A 22,099-nucleotide genomic window follows, 5' to 3' on the forward strand; every position below is an offset into this window, starting at 1 on the left:
AGCCGGCGCTCCGCGAAATCCGCAAGCGAATCCCGGATTTTATAGGACTGGCCAGCCAGATGCCGAAGCTCGACCGCTACCTGCTGCGCGACTTCGTCCAGAGCGTGCTGGCAACCCTGATCGTGCTGCTGGCCGTGAGCATGGGCGGGGTGCTGGTGGACGTGCTGGGCGAGATTGCCGATGGCGGCCTGCCGGCGCGGCTGCTGCTGTCGCAGTTGGGCCTGCAATTGCTGGTGTACCTGCCGCTGGTGCTGCCGCTGGCCCTGATGCTGGGGTTGATGCTGGCCGTGGCCCGGCTGTACCGCGACTCGGAAATGGCCGTGCTCAACGCGGTGGGGGTCGGCCCGCGCCGGCTGCTGCGCCCGTTGCTGATGGCGGCGTTGCCGGTGGTGGCCGTGGTGGCGCTGTGCTCGCTGTGGCTGGGGCCATGGGCCAAGCGCACCGGCGAGCGGATGGTGGAGCAGGCCAACCGCAGCCTGATCGTGGCTGGCCTGGAGCCGGGGCGCTTTACCCTGCTGCCGGGCGGCGGCGGAATCGTGTACATCGACGGCATGAGCGAGGACGGGCGCAACCTGCAGCAGTTGTTCCTGCAGCGCGAACGCGACGGCCGGCTGGACGTGGTCACCGCGCGCACCGGCTCGCTGGAGTTCGGCGGCGAGCGCGACCGCTACCTGCGCCTGCTCGACGGGCATCGCGTGGAAGGCCCGCTGGATGCCGGCCTGGACTTTCGCCTGATGCGCTACGCGGTCAACGAAGTGGCATTGCCCGAGCGCGCCGAAAGCCGCCAGGACGATGATCCGGCACTGGCGCCCACCGCGGCACTGCTGGGCGATGCGCGTCCGGCGGCGGCGGCCGAACTGCACGCGCGCCTGGCCCCGCCGCTGCTGGCGCTGGGATTTGCCCTGCTGACCATGCCGCTGGCGCGCAGCTCGCCCCGGCAGCAGCGTTACGGGCGGCTGATGCTGGGCTTCCTGGCCTACCTGGTCGGCCTCAACCTGATGTTCATCGGCGTGCGCCTGATCGCCGACGGCGACGTGCCGCGGCTGCTGGGCCTGTGGTGGCTGACTCTGCCGCTGCTGGCGCTGGCCGCCTGGCTGTACCTGCGTGACGGCCGCCTGCCGCGCCCGCGCCGGGGTGCGACCGCATGAACCTGCGCCTGCGCCAGCATGACCTCTACATCGGCCGGGTGGTACTGGGCACCGTGCTGCTGACCTGGGCGGTCCTGGTCGGCCTGGACGTGGTGATGGCCCTGTCCGGGCAAATGGGCGACCTGGGCAAGGGCAGCTACGACTTCCCCACCGCGCTGGCGGTGGTGGCCTATTCGGTGCCGCGCCGGGCCTATGTGATCTTCCCTTACGCGGCGGTCATCGGCGCATTGCTCGGCCTGGGCCAGCTGGCGGCCACCTCCGAGTTGACCGCGCTGCGCGCGCTGGGGTTGTCGCGCAGCCGGCTGTCGATCTCGGTGGCGGCCGCGCTCACCCTGTTGACCATGCTGATGGTGCTGGCCGGCGAAACCGTGGCGCCCTGGGGGCAGCGCCAGTCCGACCAGCTCAAGCTGGCGGCCAAGACCAACAACGTGGCCATCGCCCGTTATTCCGGGCTGTGGGCACGCGAGGGCGATACCTTCCTCAACGCGATCGACGGGCAGGAGCGCATGGAGGGTGGCCAGCGCGTGCTGGAACTGCGCGACGTGCGCCTGTACCAGGTGGGCGAGGACGGGCGCATGACCTCGTTTGCCCGCGCCGCACTGCTTGTGCATGACCAGGATGGCTGGACCCTGCGCCAGTTGCGGCGCGTGGTCCTGGGCCCGGATTCGGCGCGCGAGGAGCGGGTCGAAGCGCAACGCTGGGAATCGCAACTGGATGTCAACGCCCTGGCCGCCGGCGTGACCCGGCCGCGCAACCTGACCGCGGCCGACCTGCAGGCCAGCATCGAGTACCGCCGGCGCAACGGCCTGGACGCGCGCGACTACGAGGACACCTACTGGAGCCGCTGGTTCTACCCGATCAACGTGCTGGCCCTGTGCCTGGCGGCGATCCCGTTCGCCTTCGGCAGCCTGCGCAGCGGCGGCATGGGCAAGCGGCTGTTCCTGGGCATCGTGTTCGCACTGGGTTTCATGCTGCTGCAGATGCAGTTCGGGCGGCTGGCCGGTGCGTTCCGGTTCGATTACCGCATCGCCTACGCGCTGCCGCCAATCCTGATGCTGGCGACGTCGTGGCTGCTGTTCCGGCGCAAGTCCGGTTGACCGGCCGCAGGAGCGCCATCGCAGGCGCGTCCCGCGCAGGAGCCGGCCTTGCCGGCGACCCGCGCGTCGCTCGAAAGGCCTCGACCCGTCCGCCCCCGCGATCACCCGCAAGACGGGCGCCTGTCCGCGCCCCCGCAGCGATCCTCCCGCCCGTGCAGGAGCCGGTCTTGCCGGCGACCCGCGCGTCTGCAGGGGCCTAGGCTTTCGGTACCCGCACCAGTTGCGTACCGCTGGCGCGGTCGTGCCAGGTCAGCCGGTCGCGGTCCAGCCAGGCCCACCAGAAGCCCAGGCCGCCGGCCAGCAGCGACAGTGTGCCCACCGCATAGCGCAGCCACAGCCTGTTGCGGGTGGGCGTGCTGCCGTCGCGCGTGCGCAGGCGCAGCCGCCACGGGCGCATGCCCAGGGTCTGGCCGCCCAGGCGCCAGCTGAGCGTGGCGTACATGCCCGTCACCACCCAGCAGCCCAGCCACAGCAGCCATTGCAGCGCGCTGAACGGGGCGATGTTCTCGCGCACGGGGTGGTTGCCCAGGAACGTGTAGCCGAGGGTGAAGCCGGCGGCGAGCAGCATCCACAGCGCCAGCACCGGCCACAGGTCGTAGAACAGCGCCAGCAGCCGCCATGGCACCAGCGCCCGCGGCCGCGCGGCGGCGTCGGTAGCGTGGCGGGGCGTTGTGGTTGGCGGGATGGCGTCGTTCATTGCCGCACAGGATAGCGGCAGGCGGCGGCTATCCTGTGCCCATGCCTGCCGCGCAGCCTCCTGCCAGTGCCGCCGATCGCCGCCGCCTCGCCCGGCGCCTGCCGCCTTTGCGCGAGGCCGACGCGCGCGCGATCCAGCGCTTCATCGATGCGGCATGGGCCGAACACGGGCTGGCGCGGCTGAGCCAGGACGCCTACCGCCGTGATCTCGAACAACTTGCTCGTTGGCGCGATGGCGCCGGTGGCGGGCTGGAGGGGGCCGACCGGGCGAGCCTGTTCGACTACCTGGCCTGGCGCCACGCCCAGGGCTACCAGCCGCGCAGCAATGCACGGCTGCGCGCCAGCCTGCGCGGGTTCTATGCCCACCTGGTGCGGCTGGGCGTGCGCACGGACGATCCGGCGGTGCTGCTGGACCCGCCGCGGTTGCCGCGTCCGCTGCCCAAGGCACTCACCGAGTCCCAGGTCGACATGCTGCTGGCCGCGCCGGATGTCGAAACGCCCGAGGGCCTGCGCGACCGCGCGATGCTGGAGTTGATGTACGCCGCGGGCCTGCGCGTGAGCGAACTGGTGAACCTGCCGGCCAACGCGGTCAACCTGCGCCAGGGCGTGGTCCGGGTGACGGGCAAGGGCGCGCGCGAGCGCCTGGTGCCGCTGGGCGAGGAGTCGCAGGACTGGCTGGAGCGCTACCTGGAGCAGGCCCGGCCGCGACTGGCCGGCACGCGGCCGGTTGCGGCCGACGCCGCCGGCAACGTGCCGCTGTTCCTCACCCCCGCGCGCAGCGCGCCGACGCGCCAGGCGTTCTGGCAGACGATCAAGCGCCAGGCCGCCGCCGCCGGCATCGACCCGGGCACGATCAGCCCGCACGGCCTGCGCCACAGTTTCGCCACCCACCTGCTCAACCGCGGTGCGGACCTGCGCGCGCTGCAACTGCTGCTGGGCCACGCCAGCCTGTCGACCACCCAGATCTACACCCTGGTGGCGCGCGAACACCTGCAGCGCCTGCATGCCCGCCACCATCCACGGGGGTGAGGCAGGCGGCCCGCGCCGCGCCGGGCGATCGCAAAACCCGGCGCCGTGATCGGCAACGCCACCTGACGCGCGCCGATACCGCGCATGGTGGTACTGGCGCCGTATGCGAGAATCGGCCATTCCCGACCTCCCCGACGTCCGCCATGCATCGATTTTTCGCCATCGCGCTGTTGAGCGCGTTCAGCCTGGGTGCCTGCGCGCAACCGGCGCCCCCGGCCGCCACCGCCGCCGCCCCCGGGACCAGTACGGCAGCGGCGGCCAAGGCTGCCCCCGCCGCCGGCAATGCCGAGCAGAAGGTCCGCCAGGCACTGGCCGATCTGGCCCCCGGGACCCAGCCGGACTACGTTGGCGCAGCACCGTTTGCGGGTTTTCGCGAAGTACTCCTGGATGGCCAGGTGTTCTACGTGTCCGATGACGGGCGCTACCTCATGCAGGCGCAGCCGCTGGATATCCAGGCCCGCCGGCCTGCCGCCAGCCCGGGCCTGATGGCCTACCGCAGCAAGGCGCTGGCAGGGGTGCCTGAAACGGAGCGGATCGTGTTCTCGCCGCCCAATCCCAAGCACACCATCAGCGTGTTCACCGACGTGGAATGCGGATACTGCCGGCGCATGCACCAGGAGATCGCCGAGTACAACCGGCTCGGCATCGCGGTGGAGTACCTGGCGTTCCCGCGCATGGGCCCGGCCAGCGACGACTTCCGCGAGATGATTTCGGTCTGGTGCGCGAGTGACCGCAAGCAGGCCCTGACCGGGGCCAAGGCCGGCAACCGCGTGCCCAACCGGCAGTGCACCAGCCCGGTGGCGGCGCATTACGACCTGGGCCAGCGCATCGGCGTGACCGGGACGCCAGCGGTGTTTGCCGCCGATGGCAGCCAGCTGGGCGGCTACCTGCCTCCGGCGCAGATGATCCAGGCCCTGGACCGGCTGGGGTCAGAGGCGGCAGGCGGCGGGCGCTGAGCCGCCCGCCGCGGAGTTTCCGCATGTCCCTTGCCGGCGGGCCTTGCCGGCGGTGAACCGCGAGCCTGCCGGCCCCCGGGCCTGCCGCCAGGGGGTAGGTTGCTCCGGTACAATGGCGGGCCTTTCGCTGCCATCTGGCCGGACATGATCGTCCTCGAGGGCGCCGCCGCCCTTTCGCCGTTCCGCAGGCAACGGCTCCAAGACCGCCTGCAGACCCTGGTTCCCGGCCTGCGCATCGAAGGCGCCTGGTACGTCTACTTCGTCCAGCCGGGCGCCGGAGCGCCGGACACGGCGGCCCTGCACCGCATTCTCCAGGCCGGCCAGGCCGAAGCGCCGCGTGCCGCCGGCGCGCTGTCGCGCTACGTGGTGCCGCGCCTGGGCACCCGTTCGCCGTGGTCGAGCAAGGCCACCGAACTGCTGCACGGGGCCGGGCTGGACGTGGCCCGGGTGGAGCGTGGCCTGCGCCTGGACCTGACCGGCTGGCCGCGCGACCCGGCCGCGCAGGCCGCCGCCGCGCGCCTGCTGCACGATCCGATGACCCAGTCGCTGCTGGATGCGCGCGAGCAGGCGCAGGCGCTGTTCGCCGCGCCGCCACGCCGGCCGCTGGAGCGTGTTGCCCTGGCCCGGCTGGAAGATGCCAACGCACGCCTGGGCCTGGCCCTGGCGCAGGACGAGATCGACTACCTGCGCCAGCGCTACACCGAACTGGGCCGCGATCCTTCGGACGTGGAACTGATGATGTTCGCGCAGGCCAATTCCGAGCACTGCCGGCACAAGATCTTCAACGCCAGCTGGACCATCGACGGGCAGGAGCAGGAGCGCTCCCTGTTCCGGATGATCAAGCACACCCACCAGAAGACCCCGCAGCACACGCTCAGCGCCTACAGCGACAACGCCGCGGTGATCGCCGGCCACGTCGCCGCGCGCTACCGGCCGGACCCGGCCAGCGGGCAGTACCGCACCGAGCCGGCGGTGCCGTCGGCGTTCCAGATCAAGGTCGAGACCCACAACCATCCCACCGCGATCTCGCCGTTCCCCGGCGCGGCCACCGGTGCCGGCGGCGAGATCCGCGACGAGGGCGCCACCGGCCGCGGCGGCAAGCCCAAGGCCGGGCTGACCGGCTTCAGCGTGTCGCACCTGCGCATTCCCACCTTGCCGCAGCCATGGGAAGGCGCGCGCGCGCTCAACCCGCGCATGGCGCCGGCGCTGGAGATCATGCTCGACGGCCCGCTGGGCGGAGCGGCGTTCAACAACGAGTTCGGCCGGCCCAACCTGCTGGGCTACTTCCGCAGCTTCGAACTGCCCGAAGGCATCGCCGACGACGGCAGCCGCCTGACCCGCGCCTACGACAAGCCGATCATGCTGGCCGGCGGCCTGGGTGCGATCGACCGCATCCAGGTGGACAAGATCAGGTTGCAGCCGGGCGATGCGGTGATCGTGCTCGGCGGCCCGGCGATGCTGATCGGCCTGGGCGGCGGCGCGGCCTCGTCGGTGGCCTCCGGCGAAAGCGCCGAGGAACTGGACTTTGCCAGCGTGCAACGCGAGAACCCGGAGATGGAGCGCCGGGTGCAGGAGGTCATCGACCGCTGCGTGGCGCTGGGTGCGGACAACCCGATCCACTTCTTCCACGATGTCGGCGCCGGCGGCCTGTCCAACGCCATCCCCGAGCTGCTGCACGACTCGGGCGTGGGCGGCGTCATCGACCTGGGCAAGGTGCCCAGCGACGATCCATCGCTGTCGCCGCTGGAGCTGTGGTGCAACGAGTCGCAGGAGCGCTACGTGCTGGGCGTCCCGCGCGACCGGCTGCAGGAATTTGCCGACATCTGCGCGCGCGAGCGCTGCCCGTTCGCGGCGGTGGGCGTGGTCACGGCCGAGCAGCGGCTGGTGGTCGGTTACGGCGCCACTGTCGAAAGCGTCTACGGCGGCGCGCAAGCCGCTGAACCGCACCCGATCGACCTGCCGATGGACGTGCTGTTCGGCAAGGCGCCGAAGATGCATCGTGACGCGGTGCGCAAGGCGGCGGCGCCGTGGCCGGTGCTCGATACCACCGCGCTGCATCCGGACGTGGCCCCGGGCCAGGTCCTGCACCGGGCCGGCCTGCGCGTGCTGGCCCATCCCACGGTGGCGTCCAAGAACTTCCTGGTGACCATCGGCGACCGCAGCGTCGGCGGCCTGACCGCGCGCGAGCAGATGATCGGCCCCTGGCAACTGCCGCTGGCCGACTGCGCGATCACCCTGGCCGATTACGACGGCGTGGCCGGCGAGGCGATGTCCATTGGCGAGCGCACCCCGCTGGCCCTGCTGGACTCGGCGGCCGCCGCGCGCATGGCGGTGGGCGAGGCGATCACCAACCTGTGCGCCGCGCCGGTGGAGGCGCTGGAGCAGGTCAAGCTGTCGGCCAACTGGATGGCCGCCTGCGGTCATCCGGGCGAGGACGCCGCGCTGTACGAGGCGGTGCATGCGGTGGGCATGGAACTGTGCCCGGCGCTGGACGTGAGCATCCCGGTCGGCAAGGACTCGTTGTCGATGCAGGCACAGTGGGTGGAGCCCGGGCCGGATGGCGGCGCGGCCGGGTCCACCAGCCACAAGTCGGTGTCGCCGGTGTCGCTGGTCGTTTCCGCATTCGCGCCGGTGGCCGATGTGCGCGGCCAGCTCACCCCGCTGCTGGCGGCCGACGAGGACAGCGAGCTGTGGCTGATCGGCCTGGGCGGCGGCAAGCAGCGCCTGGGCGGTTCGGTGCTGGCCCAGGTGCATGCCCGGGGCGACGGTCTGCCCGCCTTCGGCGGCGAAGTCCCTGACCTTGACGACCCGGAGCGCCTGCGCAACTTCTTCGAGCTGATCTGCGATGCGCGCGAGGCCGGGCTGTTGCTGGCCTATCACGACCGCAGCGATGGCGGTGCCTTCGCCGCGTTGTGCGAGATGGCCTTCGCATCGCGCCGTGGCCTGGACATCACCCTGGATGCCTGGGGCGAGGACCCATTCCGCACCCTGTTCAACGAGGAACTGGGGGCGATCGTGCAGGTGGCCGACGAGGACCGCGCCGCATTCGCCGACCTGATCGAGCGCCACGCGTTGACCGAATGCGCGCAGCGCATCGCGCGCCCGACTTCGGGGCCGCGCGTGCGCGTGCGCCTGGACGGCATGCTGCTGGCCGAATGGCGCTGGGAAGAGCTGTTCGATGCCTGGTGGTCGGTGAGCCATGCGATGCAGCGCCTGCGCGACAACCCGGACAGTGCCGACGAGGAGCGGGCGGTTGCACGCGATTTCGAAGCGCCGGGCCTGAAGCCGCTGTTGTCGTTCGACCCGGCCCAGGACGTGGCCGCACCCTATATCCAGTCGGTGCCAGGCGCGCCGGCAGTGGTCACCGGTGCGCGCCCGCGGGTGGCGATCCTGCGCGAGCAGGGCGTCAACAGCCAGATCGAGATGGCGCGCGCGTTCGATCGCGCCGGTTTCGTCGCCGTGGACGTGCACATGAGCGACCTGATCGCCGGTCGCATTGCACTGGACGGTTTCGCCGGCCTGGCCGCCTGCGGCGGCTTCAGCTATGGCGACGTGCTTGGCGCCGGCCGCGGCTGGGCCACCTCGATCCTCGAGCGCCCGCAGCTGCGCGAGGCCTTCGCCGCGTTCTTCGCGCGCGCCGACACCTTCTCGCTGGGCGTGTGCAACGGCTGCCAGATGATGAGCGAGCTCAAGGACATCATCCCCGGTGCGCAGCACTGGCCCAGGTTCCTGCGCAATCGCAGCGAGCAGTTCGAGGCCCGCACCAGCCTGCTGGAAGTGGTGGAGTCGCCTTCGATCCTGCTGCGCGGGATGGCCGGCTCGCGGATCCCGGTGGCGGTGGCGCACGGGGAGGGTCGGGTCGAGTTCGCCAATGCCGGCGACCAGGCCGCCGCGCAGGTGGCACTGCGTTACGTGGATGGGGCAGGGGCGGTGGCAACGACCTATCCGTTGAACCCGAACGGTTCGCCGGACGGCATCACCGGCCTGTGCAGCGACGATGGCCGGGCCACGATCCTGATGCCGCATCCGGAGCGGGTGGCGCGCAGCGTCAACCTGAGCTGGCATCCGGCCGACTGGGGCGAGGACTCGCCGTGGATGCGGATATTCCGCAACGCGCGGGTGTGGGTGGGCTGACCGCGCGCGAGGTCGCGCATCGCATCGCACCGGGTTGCATCGCGCCACGCCATCCCGCACCGCGGTCGCCGGCAACGCCGGCTCCTACACGTGGATGGGTCGGTGATTGGGGGCGCACGGTTCGCGTGCGCCCTTCCTTTGCGTCGCAAATGTAGTGGTGTGATCGGTTGCTCCGGAAGGAGTCGCGGACGTGCGGGTGTGGCGTGGCCGCTCGGGCGCACATCCGTGTGCGCACTCGCTACCGCGGCCATCCATGGCCGCTGCCACGCCACACCCGCACGCCCACGTCTTCGGCGTGTCGATGTCCCGCCTCTTGTAGGAGCCGGTCTTGCCGGCGACCCGACACGGGGCCGGGTCGAGTCATCACCACACACCGCATCGCACCGGGTTGCATCGCGCCACGCCATCCCGCACCGCGGTCGCCGGCAAGACCGGCTCCTACAAAAAACGAAGCCGCAGCATCGATATGCCGATGGACGGCGTCCGGCCGGGGGGATGGGGCAAGTGGCACATGGATGTGCCGCGGCCGCGAGTGCGCACAGGGATGTGCGCCCGAGCGGTGCACCATCCCCCGGTCGGGCGGCGGCCCCGTCCGGAGCCTCACACATCAGGCGCACTTGCTCATGCGCCCGAGTGGTGCACCATCTCCCCGGTCGGGCGGCGGCTCCCTCCGAAGCCGACAACGCCGACGCTGTTGTCGCCAGCCATCACAGGCCTTGCTGTTGGGCTCGTGCGCGGCCGCGATGCCGATGGGCCTGGCGCCCGCACATCGCGGCCCTGCTAGAGTTCCCTCATCTTCCGAGGAACCCGCGTCTGCCGTGAGCGACCTGCCCATCGTGCTGCTGCCGCTCGCTGCCGACGAGGATGCGCTGGACGCCTGCCTGGCGGCGCTGGATGCGGCAACGCCTGCCGGTACATCGGTCTGGCTGGCCGATGACGCCCAGGCCGGGCCACGCGGCATCGCCCTCGTCGAACGCTGGCTGCAACGCACCCGCCTGCAGGCCGAATACACCCGCCGCGCCCATCCGATCGGGCAGGCCGCCCACCTCCAGGAAATGCTGCAGGCCTGCGCCGGCACCGACGTGGTGGTGCTGGCCGCCGACGCCTGTCCCCTGCCCGGATGGCTGCAGCAACTGGCCGCCTGCCTGGCGCGTGATCCAGCCATCGCCACCGCCACGCCCTGGTGCAACGCCGGCGAAGCGGCAGGCTGGCCGCGGCTGGGCGAGGTCTGCGCGCCACCATCCGATCCGGCAACCACTGCGCAGGCCTGTGCGTCCCTGGCGCCGCAACATCCCGAACTGCCGGCCGCCATCACCCACGCCGTCGCCCTGCGCGGCAGCGCGCTGCTGCGCGCAGGCGGCCTGGATACGGCCAGCTTCGGCTCCTGGTATGCGGCCCTGATCGACCTGTCCCTGCGCCTGTCCGGCCTGGGCTGGCGCAATGTCCTGTGCGAAACCGCCTTCGTCGCGCGCGGCGGCGAAGGCGCGGCGCTGCCGGGCGAGCTGGATGTCCTGGCCGCGCGCTGGCCCGCCTGGCATGCGCGGCTGGCCGGATTCCTTATGCACGACCCGTTGCGCCAGCCCCGCGAACGGCTGGCCGACCTGCACGCGCAGTTGCACGCCCGCCACCAGCACGAGCTGTTTTCCGCGCCCGCGCCGGCCGGGGATGCGGCATGAGCGAGGCGACGCCGGCGGACATCGCCGCGGTGGTGGTCAGCTATCGCAGCGCGTCCACCCTGGATGAATGCCTGCTGCGGTTGCGCGGCGCGCGCGGCGTGGCCCAGATCCGCGTGGTCGACAACGGCTCGGACGATGGCACCCTGGACATCCTGCAGGGCCATGCACTGGCCGATCCGCGCCTGCGCTTCATCGCCAACCCGGACAATCCCGGCTTCTCGGTGGCCTGCAACCAGGGTGCGGCCGACTGCGATGCGCCGTGGCTGGCCTTCGTCAATCCCGACCTGCAGGTCGAAGCCGACACCCTGCAGCGGCTGCGCGCCCATGCCGTGGCGATGGGAGAACGCATGCTGCTGGGCGCGGACCTGCACGGGGAAGATGGCGTCCGCGATGGTGCCGCGCGCCGGCGCGACCCGGACTTCGCGGCGATGCTGCGCAATCCCTCAACCGGAGCACGGCTGGACGTGGCGATGGATGCCGCACGCGCACTGCAGCCGGTGGATGCGGTGTCCGGCGCGCTGGTGCTGATGCCGCGCGCACTGTTCCAGCAGATCGGCGGCTTCGATGAGGGCTACCGCCTGCACGCCGAGGACTTGGACCTGTGCCGGCGCGCGCGCCAGGCCGGTGCCACCGTCGCCGTGGCCAACGACGTGCCGGTGTTGCACCTGCGCGGCATCTCCAGCCGCTCGCGCCCGCTGTTCGTGGAATGGCACAAGCATCGCGGGCTGTGGCGCTACTTCCGCAAGTTCGAAGCACCCGCACGCAGCCTGCCGGTCCGCGCGGCGGTGTTCGCGGCGATCTGGGCGCACTTCCTGGCCGGACTGCCGCGGCGCCTGCGGCGTGGCTGACGGCGCGGTCGCGCCTCATATACATGTGGGCCGGTACGCGTCGCGGCGCGCGCGGCTCGCCAGCTTCGCCACGCATGGTCTAAGGTATCGCCCGGGCGTGCGCAGCCGGCACGCCTTGCGGGCCGCACTGCGGCGTCCGGAAATGCGGCTCCAGGGCCATTGCGTGGGAGTGAAGTTTGCGCACCATCACGGTTGTGGCCGTTGATCGACATGCATCCGCTGGCGTATGCCGGGTGGCCGTGCGCCGGTCCCGCATGGTCCGTCGGTGGGTGCGCTCCGCGATCCGGCGTGGCGTGCATACGCACGGGAATGGGCCCGGCATGCGCGTGCGCGGCACGGCAATTTCCTTGATGGACTTGGCCTTGTCGCGTGCGGTGCAACGCAGCGCGGGAAGGATTTCATCACTCGCGCATCCATTCGCCGGCGCATTGGCTTCCGGTGTCATTGGGGGCGGCCTGCGATTGCAAAACGTTGCCGCGGCAACTGTAAAAATTCTGTTGCGCTGCAGGGTGACAGCCGCGTTAGTAACGTGTTATTCCTGATTAGGCATCATTTGATAGCGCTATCGGATATCGGGATGCACGCGGCACCATTCGCCGGCCTCGCGGCGCGGAACAAGGCTCCAGCGGGGCGTCGCCGGCAGGCGGCAATCCGGGTTCCGTCAGGGGGGTGGTGCCGTCCGAGCCCGGATTGCTGTTGTCCGGGCAAATAAGAAGCAGGCTCGTTTCCTACGAGGCCCTCGCAAGGGGCAGTTACGTCAACCAAAGTTCCAAGGGGAGGGAAAGCACATGAATCTTTGCAGCTGTCGATGTCCAGCGCTGTCGAAGGGTGCGCGCACGGCTGGTGCCGTGATGCGTGCAAGCAATGCGCCGACCCAAGTCCAAATCCAGTGCTGAGGACAATTGCATGAATCACAAGCTCAAGCGTTTCAAGTCCGCCGCGATGTTCACCATCGTCGGTGGCATCGTCGTCATCAATCCGGCTTTTGCCCAGGAGCAGGACGCCACCACCCTCGACACCGTCGTGGTCTCCGGCCTGCGTTCCAGCCTTGACCACGCCATGAACATCAAGCGCGACACGCCCGGCGTTGTCGACGCGATCAGTGCCGAGGACCTCGGCAAGTTCCCGGACACCAACCTGGCCGAGTCCCTGCAGCGCATCACCGGTATCTCGATCGAGCGTCGTGACGGTGAAGGCGCCCAGGTGACCGCGCGTGGCTTCGGCCCCGGCTTCAACCTGGTCACCCTCAACGGTCGCCAGGTTCCGGGTGCCGACGGCTTCGGCGGCGGCGGCCTGGAAGTCGGCGGCGTCGGCTCCGGTACCCGTGGCTTCAACTTCGCCCAGCTGGCCTCCGAGGCTGTCAACGGCGTGACCGTGTACAAGACCGGCCGCGCGGCGCAGCCCAGCGGCGGCATCGGCGCCACGGTCGACATCCTGACCTCGCGTCCGTTCAACAACCGTGGTGGCGAAGTCGTTGCCAGCGCCGGCGTCAAGGCGCTGTCGGACGATTCGCAGACCATCGGCAGCGACATCACCCCGGAAGTGTCCGGCATCTTCAGCTACGCCAACCCGGACAAGACCTGGGGCGTGAGCGTGAATGCCAGCTACCAGAAGCGTCGCGGCGGCTCGGCCCAGGCCACCCAGAACGGCTGGAACGTGGCTCGCTGGAACGGCACCGACAACCGCCTGCGTTCCGATGCGGTGGTGCAGAACGCGCCGGCCATCGGCCAGCTGTACTCCATGCCGAACGACGTGCGCTACGCGTACTCGAACTTCGAGCGTGAGCGCATCAACGCGCAGGGCGTGCTGCAGTTCGCCCCGAGCGATGCACTGACCTTCACCCTGGACTACACCCACTCGACCAACGAGATCGCCCAGGATCGTGGCGAGCAGACGATGTGGCTGCAGAACAACCTGACCCACGTGACCTTCGACGGCAATCCGTCCGTGGCCACCCCGGTCTACATCCGCGACCTGGCCGGCGGCGGCAAGGACTTCGGCTTCGAGCAGCAGCGCGACGAGCAGAAGTACAAGCTCGACTCGCTGGGCCTGAACGTGAAGTGGGACGTCACCGACCGCTTCGCCCTGACCTTCGACGCGCACCACACCAAGGTCAACAGCCGTCCGAACGACCCGATCACCGGCGGCAGCTCCACCGCGTTCAGCTTCGGCGGCTTCGCCCCGGATCCCTCGGTCAACAACTGGACCCAGGAATACGAGTTCAACAAGGGCCTGCCGCTGATGTGGCGCACCCTGTACCCGACCACCGCTGACGCGCTGGCCGATACCAATGGCGTGGTGAACCCGGACTTCGCCCCGGAGCAGTTCGGCAGCCAGATCATGCGCATCTGGTCGACCCGCCAGGACAGCGAGGTCAAGGAAGGCCGCATCGACGGTGAGTACGCGTTCGACAACGGCCGCTTCCTGTTCGGCATCAACTCCACCGAGAGCAAGATGCGCCGCCTGAACGTCGACGGCCACGCGCACCTGATGACCCTGGGTGACTGGGGCTCGACCGACCGCGGCCAGATCGCCAACATCGCCTCGGTGCTGCGTCCGTTCAGCATCACCAACCTGTTCAGCGACTTCCACACCGGTATCGCCGACTCGAACGTGTGGATCGGCAACGGCAGTGAGCTGGCCCAGTGGGCCGTGGACCAGTGCGCCGCTGGCACCGCGCCGGCAGCGTGGGCTGCACAGAACCGCTGCGACGGCATCTCGTCGCGTGCGCGTACCGTGTATGACGCCGACAACCTGGTGGAAGAGAAGACCCGCTCGGTGTACGTGCAGTGGGAGCAGAGCGGCATGCTCGGCGACTTCCCGACCTACCTGGTCGCCGGCCTGCGCTACGAGCGGACCGACGTGACCTCGACCTCGGTCATCCAGGTCCCGGGTGCCATCGCGTGGCTGTCGAACAACGACTTCCAGGTGCAGACCTCGCCTGAGTCCATGCCGTTCAGCGAGAAGGCCAGCTACAGCTACCTGCTGCCGAACCTGGACTTCAGCGTCGACCTGACCGCCGACCTGAAGGCCCGCGCCTCGTTCAGCCAGACCATCGCCCGTGCGCCGTACGGCAACCTGTACGCCGGTCCGGGTGCGGGTGGTCCGAGCGGTTCGACCCTGTACGGCGAGCAGTACCGTGCCACCGGCAGCGCCCAGAACCCGTCCCTGCTGCCGCTTGAGTCGGACAACGTCGACCTGGGCCTGGAGTGGTACTTCGCTCCGTCCAGCTTCGTGGGCGTGACCTACTGGAACAAGCGCGTCAAGAACTTCATCGGCAACACCGTGGTGCGCGAGAACCTGTACGGCCTGACCGACCCGACCACCGGTGCTGACGCGCAGGCGGCCAATGCGTTCCTGGCCAGCCCGGCGTGTGCGGCGCAGGTGACTGCGGCCGGTGGCGATCCGGCCGAGGGCTGTAAGCAGGACTACACCACCCTGTTCGCCGCCACCGCGCTGCTGCGCAATGCGGCGCAGACCGGCGGCCTGGCCGCGTACGACGGTTCCAACGCGCAGTCCATCGCCCTGGAGCTCCAGTACGACATCATCGGTTCGGCCGCCGCTGGCGACCCGCTGTACCAGTTCGACGTCAACCGTCCGGTCAACCAGCGTGCTGCCACGCTGCACGGCTGGGAAATCGGTGGCCAGTACTTCTTCGGTGACTCCGGCTTCGGCGTCCTGGCGAACTACACCATCGTGAACGGCGACGTGGAGGCCAAGCGTGACTCCGACCCGACCACCGACGTGTTCGCCCTGACCGGCCTGAGCGATACGGCCAACGTCGTGCTGATGTACGAAAAGCACGGTTGGTCGGCGCGTCTGGCCTGGAACTGGCGTGACGAGTACCTGCTGGCTGCCAACCAGAACGGCAACAACCGCAACCCGTACTTCGTCGAGGAGTACGACCAGTTCGACCTGAGCGTGAGCTACAAGATCAACGACAACCTGTCGGTGTCGGCCGAGGCGATCAACGTCACCGGCGAAGACACCCGCTGGAGTGCTCGTAGCCACAATCAGTTCGTGCGTGTGGTCGACCAGTCCCCGCGCTACATGCTGGGCCTGCGTTACACGTTCTGATGTAAAGCGACGGCACGCGAGTGCCTGAGCGTTTGAAGTACGGGGGACCGCTGTTTCGGCAGCGGTCCCTCTTTCCTAGGGGACTGCCGCCGCGCGCTTGCCGTTGCGACGGGCTTGCAGCCAGGCTCGGTGCCATGGCGGGTGCGATGCACCCCGGGATGGTGGGCGCAGGCTGCAGGAAGTGAAGAGAGCCCAGATGGCCCGATACGAATTGCTCAACAACACCGCGCACAAGGATCTGCGCATTTCCACCCGCTTCGGTGAGGAGTTCGGCGACAACACCGGCGTGGTCCAGGTGTTCCCGACCGAGTTCGCCGAGTTGCAACGCGAATACCCGATCTTCTTCCGCCAGGTCGAGGACGGTGGATTCGAAGCCGTGGCCCTGCTGGGCTTCGAGCAGCACGAAAACCTGTTCGTGCGCGACGGCGGCTGGCATGCCGCCTATCTTCCGGGGCTGATCGCCCGCGGACCTTTTCTGATCGGGTTCCAGGAGCAGATGGTCGATGGCCAGCTGCGCAACGAACCGGTCATCTATGTCGACCTGGACCATCCGCGCGTGACGCGGGGGCAGGACGGACACCCGGTGTTCCTCGCCCAGGGCGGCCACAGTCCGTACCTGGAGCGGATCAACACCGTATTGCGCGGCATCAACCACGGCGTGGAGGCCAGCAAGGCCATGATCGCCGCGTTCCAGCAACTGGACCTGATCCAGCCGATGCAGATGGAAGTGCGCTTCGACGAGTCGAACGCCGTCAACCTGAGCGGGCTGTACGGCATCGACCGCGAGCGCCTCGAAGCGCTGGACGCGCAATCGCTGCACGGCCTGCAGCAGTCCGGCTGGCTGGAAGGTGCCTACCTGGTCGGCGCCTCGCTGTACAACATGCGCCGGCTGATTGCCGAGAAGCAGCAACGCCTGCGCGAGGAGACCGCCGCGCCGGAGGGAACCGCCTGACGCCATGTCCCGGGAGGTTGCAAGTGTCCGCGTCCTGGAGGGTTCCAGCCCCGGCGTGCCGCCGCTGCAGACGCTGCTCCGGGACGCCGTGCCGACCGTCGTGCGCGGGCTGGTACGCGATTGGCCGCTGGTCCAGTGCGGCCTGCAGTCGCCGCACGCGGCGATGGAGCACCTGCGCGGCCACTACAACGGGCGGCCGGTGCAGTACTCCTGGGGCGATCCGTCCACCCGCGGACGCCCGTTCTACGATGCAGGCTTCACCCGGCTGAACTGCGAGGTCCGGCGCGGCAGCCTGGACAAGGTGCTGGAGGAACTGGCCTCGCACCTGGACGATCCGCATCCACCCACCTACTACGTGGCCTCGCTGCTGGTGGACCAGTGCCTGCCGGGCCTGCGCACCGCCGGCAACGACCTGGACCTGTCCGCGCAAGGCGTGCAGGCGCCGCCCAGCATCTGGATCGGCAACCGGGTCACCGCCTCGTGCCATTACGATGCCCCCAACAACATCGCCTGCTGTGCGGTGGGGCGTCGTCGCTTCACCCTGTTCCCACCCGAGCAGATCGCCAACCTGTACCCCGGTCCGCTGGAGCCCACGCCTGGCGGCCAGGCGATCAGCGTGGTCGATTTCGCCGCGCCCGACCTGGAGCGCTATCCGCGCTTTGCCCAGGCCATGCAGGCGGCCCAGTCGGTGGTGCTGGAGCCGGGCGACATGATCTTCATTCCCAGCATGTGGTGGCACCACGTCGAGGGGCTGGATCCGTTCACCGTGCTGGTGAACTATTGGTGGAGTAGCATGCCTGGGTGGATTCCCACGCCGATGCACGCGCTGTACCACGCGTTGTGGACCATCCGCGACCGGCCAGACAGCGAGAAGCAGGCCTGGCGCGAGGTGTTCGACCACTACGTGTTCGGCCCGGCCGAGCGTGCCGGCGAACACCTGCCTGCACCGGCGCGCGGCGCCCTGGGCGAGATCGACGAACAGTACGCCCGCCAGTTGCGGGCGATGCTGATCGACCGGCTCAACCGCTGAGCGGCCGGGCATGCAAGGGGCGGCGATCGGGTACGCCGCCCTGGCCGCACCGCAAGGTGGCGGCGCGGTACCCGAAGGCCGCGGCCATGGCCGCGATACGTTGCGCAAGAACGTTGGGAGAATGAAGTTGGCTACTGGAAATGGAAGGATTCGCAAGGTCGTGATCGCTGGTGGCGGCACTGCCGGCTGGGTGGCCGCGTGCGCGCTGACCCATCAGTTCCGCGACATGCTGGACATCACCCTGGTCGAGTCGGAGCAAGTCGGCACCGTCGGCGTGGGCGAGTCGACGATCCCGACCATCCGCACCTTCCACAAGCTGTTGCAGATCGACGAGCGCGAGTTCCTCAGCTCGGTCGCCGGCAGCTTCAAGCTGGCCATCTCGTTCGAGAACTGGACCCGCCCGGGCGCGCGCTACATCCATCCGTTCGGCACCACCGGCGTGAACACCTGGTCGGTCGACTTCCATCAGTTCTGGCTGGAGAGCCGCCGCCGCGGCATCAAGAGCGAGCTGGGCGACTACTGCCTGGAAACCGCCGCCGCGCTCAAGGACCGCTTCGCCCTGTTCAACACCGGTCAGAATACCCAGCAGTGGTCGATGCGCTGGACCAAGGCGGCTTCGATGGAACGCCGCGACGTGAGCTACGCCTACCACTTCGACGCCGGGCTCTATGCCGCGTTCATGCGGGTCAAGTGCGAGGGCCGCGGGCTCAAGCGCATCGAGGGCAAGATTGCCCAGGTTCGCCAGGATCCGGAGAACGGCTTCGTGCAGGCGCTGGTGCTGGAGGACGGGCAGGTCATCGAAGGCGACCTGTTCCTCGACTGCACCGGCGCGCGCGCGCTGCTGAGCGAGCAGGCACTGAAGACCGGCTTCGAGGACTGGAACCACTGGCTGCCAAGCAACCGCGCGGTGGCGCTGCAGACCGAAGCCGATGGCCCGCCGGTGCCGTACACGCGCGCGATCGCGCACGAGGCCGGCTGGCACTGGAAGATTTCGCTTCAGCACCGGATCGGGTGCGGCATCGTGTTTTCCGATGCGCACATGTCCGACGACGAGGCGACCGCCAAGCTGCTGGCCGAGAACCCGGCCAAGCGGCTGCGCGAGCCGTGGATCATCCCGTTCCGCACCGGGCGCCGGCGCAAGGCCTGGAACAAGAACGTGATTGCGCTGGGCCTGGCGAGCAGCTTCATCGAGCCGCTGGAGTCCACCAGCATCCACCTGACCCTGAGCGCAGTCACCCGCCTGGTGCAGTTCTTCCCCTTCGAAGGCATCAGCGAGGCGGCGGCGGAACGCTACAACGAGGTCAGCCGCATGGAGCTGGAGCACGTCCGCAACTTCGTCGTGCTGCATTACCACCTCAACCAGCGCGACGAGCCGCTGTGGAAGCAGTGCCGCGAAATGGAACTGCCGCCGGGCCTGGGCGAGCGCATCCAGGTGTTCCGCGAGACGGGCTACGCGTGGCAGGGGGAGGACGAACTGTTCCGGCTCGATTCCTGGACCCACTGCATGCTCGGCCAGGGCGTCGTGCCCCAGAACCACCACCCGCTGACCCGCGCACTGTCGGACGCCGATCTCAAGACCCTGCTCGACGGCGTGCGCAAGCCGATCGATGCTGCAGTGGCGGCCATGCCCAGCCAACAGGACTTCATTGACAGCTACTGCAGGGCGCCGGACTCGGCTTGGGAGAAGATGTACGCGCGCGCCCGGCAGCATGAGCAGGTGACCGGCAAGGTCGCCGGCGTCGGTGGAGACCTGAAGCAGTGATGCGCGGATGCCGCTGCAAGGTACCCGGCCGGGTATGGGACTTCCGCGGCAACCTGCTGGCGGGTTGAGCACGTACCGATGATCCTCGACCTGAACCCGCAGATGCGCATCGAGCGGCGCTCCCTCGGCAACGAGGGCGCGCCACTGCTGGTGATCGACAACCTGCTGAGCGATCCGGAGCGGCTGGTGCGCAAGGCCGCGCGCAGCCAGTTCGTGCCCGAGGGTTCGATGTTCCCTGGCATCCGCACCCGCGCGCCGGCGACCTACCCGGTCATGCTCGAGCAGGTGGTGCGGCCGTTGCTGGAGGAGCACTTCGGGCTGCCGCGCGACGCCGGCTTCCGGTTCCCGATGTGCCACTACTCGCTGGTCACCACGCCGCCGGGGCAACTGGCGTTCCTGCAGCGGGTGCCGCACATCGATTCGCACGACTCCAACGGCCTGGCCACGGTGCATTACCTGTTCCGCGGCAATTGGGGTGGCACCGCGTTCTACCGCCACCGCAGCACCGGTTTCGAGTCCGTGGACCACGCGCGCCGGGTGCCGTACTTCAGCCGCCTGGAAGAGGAAAGCCGTACACCGGACGCGCCGGTGGATGGTTATATCGGCATCGACACGCCGCTATACGAGCGCATCGACCAGGTGGAGGGCGTGTTCAACCGGCTGGTGGTGTACCGCCGCAACTCGCTGCACTCCGGTGCAATCGACAACGGCAACGTGCCGCCGCCGGACCCGACCACGGGCCGGTTGTCGATCAACAGCTTCATCGACGTGCTGGCCTGACCACCCACCGGCTCCGGCGCCTGCCGGACCCTCGCAGCCAATCGACGCCCCGGTGCCATGCACCGGGGCGTTGTCGTTTCAGCGGCTTGAACCGCAGCCGCTTCGGGCCGGTTTCGATTTGATCAAGGTCAAGAACGGTGCAGATCGCCGTGTCGCGTACTTGTCTGCCCTGGTGCCCTCTGTCAGCTTCGCTTGGGGAATTTGGGGGCGCGCTGCGCGGTACCCGAAGGCCGCGGCCATGGCCGCGATACGTTGCGCACAAACATTGGGAGAATCACGTTGGCTACTGAAAATGGAAGGATTCGCAAGGTCGTCATCGCCGGTGGTGGCACCGCAGGCTGGGTTGCTGCGTATGCGCTGGCCCACCAGTTCCGCGACCTGCTGGACATCACCCTGATCGAGTCGAAGGACATCGGGACGGTGGGCGTGGGCGAGTCCACGATCCCCACCATCCGCACGTTCCACCGGCTACTGCAGATCGATGAACAGGAGTTCATGAGCGCCACGGCGGCCACGTTCAAGCTCTCGATCTCGTTCGAGAACTGGAAGTGCAAGGGTGACCGTTATTTCCATCCGTTCGGTACCACCGGGCTGAACACCTGGGCCACGCACTTCCACCACTTCTGGCTGGACGGGCTGCGCCGCGACATGCAGCACGAGCTGGGCGACTTCTGCCTGGAAACCCGCGCCTCGCGCGAGGACAAGTTCGCGCTGTTCGACCGCGACACCACCACCCAGAGCTGGTCCACCCGCTGGGTCGGCATGCCCGGCGCCGCGCAGCGGCCGGAGGTGAGCTATGCCTACCACTTCGATGCGGCGTTGTACGCCACCTACATGCGCGGCAAGTGCGAGAAGCTGGGACTGACCCGGATCGAGGGCACGATCAAGGAAGTGCGGCAGAATCCGGAGAGCGGTTACCTCACCTCGCTGGTGCTGGAAGACGGCCAGGTGATCGAGGGTGACCTGTTCCTGGACTGCACCGGCGTGCGCGCGGTGCTTGGCGAGCAGACCCTGCAGACCGGGTTCGAGGATTGGGGCCAATGGCTGCGCTGTGACCGCGCCGTGGCCCTGCAGGCCGAATCGGTGGCCCCGCCGGTGCCGTACACCCGCGCCATCGCCCACGAGGCAGGCTGGCGCTGGCAGATCCCGTTGCAGCATCGCATCGGCTCGGGCCTGGTGTACTGCAGCCGCTTCATGTCCGACGACGAAGCCATGGCCAAGCTGCTCGAGCAGGTCAACGCGCCCAGCATCAAGGCACCGTGGCAGGTGCCGTTCAGCACCGGCCGGCGCAGGAAGGCGTGGAACAAGAACGTGGTCTGCATCGGCCTGTCGGCCGGCTTCATCGAGCCGCTGGAATCGACCAGCATCCACCTGACCCTGAGCTCGGTGGCGCGCCTGCTGCAGCTGTTCCCGGTGGACGGCATCAGCCCGGCGCTGGTCGACCATTACAACGAGATCAGCCGCCAGGAAATGGAGACGGTGCGCGACTTCATCATCCTGCACTACCACCTCAACCAGCGCGACGAGCCGCTGTGGCGCGAGATGCAGGAGATGGAACTGCCGGAGAAGCTGGCCCGGCGCATCGCCCAGTTCCGCCAGCGCGGCCATGCCTGGCAGGGCGAGGACGAACTGTTCCGGCTCGATTCGTGGACCCACTGCATGGTGGGCCAGGGCGTGATGCCCGAGCAGCACCACCCGTTGACGCGTGCGATGTCCGATCAGGAGCTCAAGGATACGTTCGACCACATCCGCAAGCCGCTGGTCCAGGCGGTGGCGCAGATGCCTTCGCACGTGGACTTCCTCAACAGCTACTGCAAGGCACCGCAGTCGGTGTGGAACTTCCGCGGCCCGTCGATGGTGGGCTGAGCGGGCGTGCGTGCATGATCCTGGGTTCGATCCCGGACCTGCGCATCC

The 22,099-nt window shown here is 69.1% G+C and carries 14 protein-coding genes; 13 read left to right on the plus strand and 1 reads right to left on the minus strand.

From position 1 onward, the window contains the following. Positions 1-59 precede the first annotated feature (59 nt). Both lptF and lptG read left to right on the plus strand, forming a co-directional pair. A complete protein-coding gene (gene lptF, locus ACEJ41_RS01850; RefSeq protein ID WP_374013102.1) occupies positions 60-1,148 on the plus strand; it encodes an LPS export ABC transporter permease LptF in 1,089 nt (362 codons plus the stop codon). Next, positions 1,145-2,245 (plus strand): LPS export ABC transporter permease LptG, encoded by a 1,101-nt coding sequence (lptG, locus tag ACEJ41_RS01855; protein WP_374013103.1) that lies wholly within the window; start codon positions 1,145-1,147, stop codon positions 2,243-2,245. Before lptF ends, lptG begins: the two co-directional genes overlap by 4 nt. A gap of 196 nt (positions 2,246-2,441) precedes the next feature. On the opposite strand, the gene ACEJ41_RS01860 is transcribed toward lptG, so the two are convergent. Beyond that, entirely contained in the window at positions 2,442-2,942 is a 501-nt protein-coding gene (locus ACEJ41_RS01860) for an RDD family protein (protein ID WP_374013104.1), read from the minus strand. 41 nt (positions 2,943-2,983) lie between these two features. Between ACEJ41_RS01860 and xerD the strand changes: the two genes are divergently transcribed. From xerD to ACEJ41_RS01915, 11 genes are all read left to right on the plus strand, one after another. Then, positions 2,984-3,970 (plus strand): site-specific tyrosine recombinase XerD, encoded by a 987-nt coding sequence (gene xerD, locus ACEJ41_RS01865; RefSeq protein ID WP_374013105.1) that lies wholly within the window; start codon positions 2,984-2,986, stop codon positions 3,968-3,970. Positions 3,971-4,113: 143 nt separating this feature from the next. Further along, entirely contained in the window at positions 4,114-4,926 is an 813-nt protein-coding gene (locus tag ACEJ41_RS01870) for a thioredoxin fold domain-containing protein (RefSeq protein ID WP_374013106.1), read from the plus strand. Positions 4,927-5,070: 144 nt separating this feature from the next. Next, a complete protein-coding gene (gene purL / locus ACEJ41_RS01875) occupies positions 5,071-9,060 on the plus strand; it encodes a phosphoribosylformylglycinamidine synthase (protein WP_374013107.1) in 3,990 nt (1,329 codons plus the stop codon). Between the two features lie 818 nt (positions 9,061-9,878). Then, on the plus strand, positions 9,879-10,736 hold the full coding sequence (locus ACEJ41_RS01880) for a glycosyltransferase (RefSeq protein ID WP_374013108.1): 858 nt from the start codon (positions 9,879-9,881) through the stop codon (positions 10,734-10,736). Next, positions 10,733-11,584 (plus strand): glycosyltransferase family 2 protein, encoded by an 852-nt coding sequence (locus tag ACEJ41_RS01885; RefSeq protein ID WP_374013109.1) that lies wholly within the window; start codon positions 10,733-10,735, stop codon positions 11,582-11,584. The genes ACEJ41_RS01880 and ACEJ41_RS01885 overlap by 4 nt, the downstream gene beginning before the upstream one ends. A gap of 906 nt (positions 11,585-12,490) precedes the next feature. Next, the gene (locus ACEJ41_RS01890) at positions 12,491-15,661 is read left to right on the plus strand and encodes a TonB-dependent receptor (RefSeq protein ID WP_374013110.1); all 3,171 of its coding nucleotides are present in this window, start codon (positions 12,491-12,493) and stop codon (positions 15,659-15,661) included. A gap of 196 nt (positions 15,662-15,857) precedes the next feature. Continuing rightward, positions 15,858-16,613: a SapC family protein gene (locus tag ACEJ41_RS01895; protein WP_374013111.1), complete on the plus strand. Its 756-nt coding sequence runs from the start codon at positions 15,858-15,860 to the stop codon at positions 16,611-16,613. A gap of 4 nt (positions 16,614-16,617) precedes the next feature. Beyond that, on the plus strand, positions 16,618-17,643 hold the full coding sequence (locus tag ACEJ41_RS01900; protein ID WP_374013112.1) for a cupin-like domain-containing protein: 1,026 nt from the start codon (positions 16,618-16,620) through the stop codon (positions 17,641-17,643). 121 nt (positions 17,644-17,764) lie between these two features. Beyond that, on the plus strand, positions 17,765-19,405 hold the full coding sequence (locus ACEJ41_RS01905) for a tryptophan halogenase family protein (protein ID WP_374013113.1): 1,641 nt from the start codon (positions 17,765-17,767) through the stop codon (positions 19,403-19,405). A gap of 78 nt (positions 19,406-19,483) precedes the next feature. Then, a complete protein-coding gene (locus tag ACEJ41_RS01910; RefSeq protein ID WP_374013114.1) occupies positions 19,484-20,185 on the plus strand; it encodes a DUF6445 family protein in 702 nt (233 codons plus the stop codon). 279 nt (positions 20,186-20,464) lie between these two features. After that, entirely contained in the window at positions 20,465-22,051 is a 1,587-nt protein-coding gene (locus tag ACEJ41_RS01915; protein WP_374013115.1) for a tryptophan halogenase family protein, read from the plus strand. The last annotated feature ends 48 nt before the right edge of the window (positions 22,052-22,099 follow it).

The sequence above is a fragment of the Pseudoxanthomonas koreensis genome (genome assembly GCF_041890415.1).
In the GTDB taxonomy this organism is placed as follows: domain Bacteria; phylum Pseudomonadota; class Gammaproteobacteria; order Xanthomonadales; family Xanthomonadaceae; genus Pseudoxanthomonas; species Pseudoxanthomonas koreensis_A.

What these genes read in the sequence shown, in the direction of transcription:
- ACEJ41_RS01895 (WP_374013111.1), top strand. Translation starts at nt 15,858, where the DNA reads ATGGCCCGATACGAATTGCTCAACAACACCGCGCACAAGGATCTGCGC.
- ACEJ41_RS01905 (WP_374013113.1), top strand. Translation starts at nt 17,765, where the DNA reads ATGAAGTTGGCTACTGGAAATGGAAGGATTCGCAAGGTCGTGATCGCT.
- ACEJ41_RS01885 (WP_374013109.1), top strand. Translation starts at nt 10,733, where the DNA reads ATGAGCGAGGCGACGCCGGCGGACATCGCCGCGGTGGTGGTCAGCTAT.
- lptF (WP_374013102.1), top strand. Translation starts at nt 60, where the DNA reads ATGCCGAAGCTCGACCGCTACCTGCTGCGCGACTTCGTCCAGAGCGTG.
- ACEJ41_RS01900 (WP_374013112.1), top strand. Translation starts at nt 16,618, where the DNA reads ATGTCCCGGGAGGTTGCAAGTGTCCGCGTCCTGGAGGGTTCCAGCCCC.
- ACEJ41_RS01890 (WP_374013110.1), top strand. Translation starts at nt 12,491, where the DNA reads ATGAATCACAAGCTCAAGCGTTTCAAGTCCGCCGCGATGTTCACCATC.
- xerD (WP_374013105.1), top strand. Translation starts at nt 2,984, where the DNA reads ATGCCTGCCGCGCAGCCTCCTGCCAGTGCCGCCGATCGCCGCCGCCTC.
- ACEJ41_RS01860 (WP_374013104.1), bottom strand. Translation starts at nt 2,942, where the DNA reads ATGAACGACGCCATCCCGCCAACCACAACGCCCCGCCACGCTACCGAC.
- ACEJ41_RS01910 (WP_374013114.1), top strand. Translation starts at nt 19,484, where the DNA reads ATGATCCTCGACCTGAACCCGCAGATGCGCATCGAGCGGCGCTCCCTC.
- ACEJ41_RS01870 (WP_374013106.1), top strand. Translation starts at nt 4,114, where the DNA reads ATGCATCGATTTTTCGCCATCGCGCTGTTGAGCGCGTTCAGCCTGGGT.
- purL (WP_374013107.1), top strand. Translation starts at nt 5,071, where the DNA reads ATGATCGTCCTCGAGGGCGCCGCCGCCCTTTCGCCGTTCCGCAGGCAA.
- lptG (WP_374013103.1), top strand. Translation starts at nt 1,145, where the DNA reads ATGAACCTGCGCCTGCGCCAGCATGACCTCTACATCGGCCGGGTGGTA.